We start from the raw sequence: 2,886 nt of genomic DNA on the forward strand, positions 1-2,886 counted from the left end.
CGTCGCCCACCTGGTGGCCCTGACGGACGGCGGCGCCGACTACACGTTCGACGCCACGGGCAACACCACCGTCATGCGCCAGGCGCTGGAGGCCTGCCACCGCGGCTGGGGCCAGTCGATCATCATCGGCGTGGCCGAGGCGGGCAAGGAGATCGCCACGCGGCCATTCCAGCTGGTCACGGGCCGGGTCTGGAAGGGCACGGCCTTCGGCGGGGCGCGCGGCCGCACCGACACGCCCAAGATCGTGGACTGGTACATGGACGGGAAGATCCAGATCGACCCGATGATCACCCACAGGATGCCGTTGGAAGACATCAACAAGGCCTTCGACCTGATGCACAGGGGCGAGAGCATCCGCAGCGTGGTGGTCTATTGAGCCTGGAGCTCGTCAGCCAGGCCAAGAGCTTCGGCGGTCACCAGGGCGTCTACCGGCGCCGGAGCCGCGAGACCGGCACGCCGATGACGTTCAGCATCTACCTGCCGCGCCGGCGCCTCTCGGGCCTCACCTCCCGCCGCTGCGCGGGGGAGGTAAGAACTCCGCCACCACCTCGATCTCGCCCACGATCGCCGCGTTGAACGCCGGAAGGTCCTCGGCCGGGATCCAGTACTCCAGATGCTCGCGCCCGCCGGCCTGCTGCACCGGATAGGCGTCCAGGAAGTCGCGCCGCACCGCAAAGCGCGTCACGAAGCCCGCCCCGTCCGCCTTCACGTTCCAGTCCCGCGCGATCTGGACCGCATAGCCCTCGTTCAGCACCGGATAGAAAATCGGCTGCTCCGGCAGGCGCGGCGGAAACGCCCGATGCCCCGCCTCCGCGATCAGCCGCAGCTCCACCGGCCCGACCGGCCGCCAGAGGGTGATGGTCTCGGCTGCAGTCAATCCAAGACCTGCGCCAGGGCCTGCGATCGCCGCAGCGCCGCGCCCGCCAGGCCGAAGCCCAGGATGGCCAGCGCCCATGTGCCCGGCTCCGGGACGGCGGCGGTGTCCACATAGGTGCGGAAGCCGTAGTCGATGCGCTCGACGGTGAAGCCGTTGATGAAGGCGTTGCCGCCGGCGTAGGCGAACGGAACGTTGTCCGCGGTCTCAAACCAGCCGGCGAAGTGGGCGTAGGCGCCGGGATCCACCGTCAGGACGATCCGGTAGATCTCGCCGGCCGTCACATCCACGTTCGCCGCGGAGAGGTCGAACGACGGGGCCTGCGACCAGTCCTTCAGGAAGGGGTCGACCAGGTCGGCGAAATCGAAGTGGGTCGAGGCCAGCGCCACACCCGGCGTCTGCTCCAGCGACAGTGTGTATCCGCCCGGCGTGGAGTCGTAGGTGGTGCCGAACACGGCCAGGTCGATCCGCGCCAGCTTGCCCGTCAGTCCGACCGTGAAGCTCTGGCCCAGCACGTAGCCTTCGCTGAGCGCCGTTCCGCCGCCGCCGATCGTTAACACCGGCCCCGTTTCCGGGACGCTCGCCTGGTCGAGCTGGATGGCCGCGTACGCGGGCCCCGCCACCAGCGCGCCGGCCACCGACAGCGCCGCAACCGCCTTCACAACACCCACACGCACCCCCCAAAACATGCACGCCACCTTGACCGTGGATGTGCATCACGCCCCGGGTTGCAGAGTCAACCCGCCTCGCGCTTGAGCTGAGTGCGAACACCCGTCGCGCGAGCGAGCTTGACGGAACGCCCTGTCGTTCTACGGCCAAGCCATCACCCCGGAGCCTCACCCGATGCCCGACCCCGGCTGGCGCCAACGCTCGCAAGAAGGACAGGCGCGCGCCCAGTCGGCCAACCTCGCCGAAATGGGGCGGCCCCTCGAAGGCCCCGGCGCGGAAAAGCGCCTCGCCCGCCTCCAGCATCGCTTCCGCCAGGTCTCGCTCGCAGCCCGGCGCGGCGATCGGCGGACCGTGATCTTTGCCGTCGTGGTCTTCGTCGTCGTCGTCGCGCTGGGGCTGCGCCTCACGACCTAGCCACCGTGGCGGGCCGCGGGCGCCTCCCGCCGCTACGCGGGGGAGGTGAGGCGGTGCGCCCCCGCGCACAACCCGCCTTGAGTCCATGGGCAGCCCACGGCTCCGGCCAGCGGTCGGGTCAAGGACCCGTCGTCAGACGGGCCGCGCCAGCGGCGGCCCGCCAGGGCCCGTGTCGGCGGAGGCGGCCGAGGGCCGGAGCAAGCTCCGCGCCCGGACTTAGGCCGCCAGCGAAAACCGCGTAGGCTCCCGCTCAAGGAGAGGGCGCGCGTGACCGTCATCAAGTTCCGGCGCCCGCCGCGGCGCGCCCCGCCGCGCCCCGCATCCCGCCGCCGCCCATCGCCGCCCCGCGGCGGCGTCTTCCGCCTCGGCCTCACCCTCGGCGTGCTCGCCGGCCTCATCCTCATCTGGGCCACATCCGACGCCGGCAAGGTCCAGCGCCTCCCCGACGCGGCGATCAGCGGCCAGCCCACCCGCGTCGTCGACGGCGACACCTTCGACATCGGCGGCCACCGCATCCGCCTCAACGGTTCGGACGCGCCCGAGATGGCGACGCCCCACGGCGAGCCCGCGAAACGCCACCTCGCCGCCCTGCTCGCCGCCGGCCCGGTCGCCTGCGAGGACACCGGCGCCCGCACCTACAACCGCGTCGTCGCCCGCTGCTTCACCGCCGACGGCCGCGACCTCGACGCCGCCATGGTGGAGGACGGCTGGGCCGTCGCCATGACCCGGTTCTCCGGCGGCCGGTACGTCCTGCGCCAGCTCGATGCGATGATCGCGGGGAGGGGGATGCATGGGCGAGGACAGTAGTTCGGGTCCTCCTCGCTGGGGCCTGAGTTGCGACCTCAAGCCCTAACCGAAGTTCAATTGCAACTGCGTGGGCAGAGACCGCCAGTGAGCGCAGACGGCTTCCAGCCGATGCAGTCGCCAGC

General features: G+C 71.3%; 5 protein-coding genes. 3 read left to right on the forward strand and 2 right to left on the reverse strand.

The window, feature by feature from the left end; genetic code table 11:
* The coding region (locus tag VGD44_RS25595; RefSeq protein ID WP_331091472.1) for a zinc-binding dehydrogenase at positions 1 to 376 on the forward strand (376 nt) is incomplete at its 5' end.
* Positions 377 to 502: 126 nt separating this feature from the next.
* Here the strand turns inward: VGD44_RS25595 and VGD44_RS25600 are convergent.
* Together VGD44_RS25600 and VGD44_RS25605 are read right to left on the reverse strand one after the other, a co-directional pair.
* A complete protein-coding gene (locus tag VGD44_RS25600; protein WP_331091474.1) occupies positions 503 to 877 on the reverse strand; it encodes a hypothetical protein in 375 nt (124 codons plus the stop codon).
* Entirely contained in the window at positions 874 to 1,563 is a 690-nt protein-coding gene (locus VGD44_RS25605) for a PEPxxWA-CTERM sorting domain-containing protein (RefSeq protein WP_331091476.1), read from the reverse strand. The genes VGD44_RS25600 and VGD44_RS25605 overlap by 4 nt, the downstream gene beginning before the upstream one ends.
* 154 nt (positions 1,564 to 1,717) lie before the next feature.
* Between VGD44_RS25605 and VGD44_RS25610 the strand changes: the two genes are divergently transcribed.
* Together VGD44_RS25610 and VGD44_RS25615 are read left to right on the forward strand one after the other, a co-directional pair.
* Positions 1,718 to 1,957 carry a hypothetical protein gene (locus tag VGD44_RS25610; protein WP_331091478.1) on the forward strand — a complete coding sequence of 80 codons (240 nt, stop codon included), beginning with the start codon at positions 1,718 to 1,720 and terminating at the stop codon, positions 1,955 to 1,957.
* 267 nt (positions 1,958 to 2,224) lie between these two features.
* Positions 2,225 to 2,764, forward strand: coding sequence for a thermonuclease family protein (locus tag VGD44_RS25615; protein ID WP_331091480.1), 540 nt, complete (start codon positions 2,225 to 2,227; stop codon positions 2,762 to 2,764).
* Positions 2,765 to 2,886 lie beyond the last annotated feature (122 nt).

It is taken from the genome of Phenylobacterium sp., assembly GCF_036402295.1.
Taxonomy (GTDB): domain Bacteria; phylum Pseudomonadota; class Alphaproteobacteria; order Caulobacterales; family Caulobacteraceae; genus Phenylobacterium.

What these genes read in the sequence shown, in the direction of transcription:
- VGD44_RS25605 (WP_331091476.1), bottom strand. Translation starts at nt 1,563, where the DNA reads ATGTTTTGGGGGGTGCGTGTGGGTGTTGTGAAGGCGGTTGCGGCGCTG.
- VGD44_RS25610 (WP_331091478.1), top strand. Translation starts at nt 1,718, where the DNA reads ATGCCCGACCCCGGCTGGCGCCAACGCTCGCAAGAAGGACAGGCGCGC.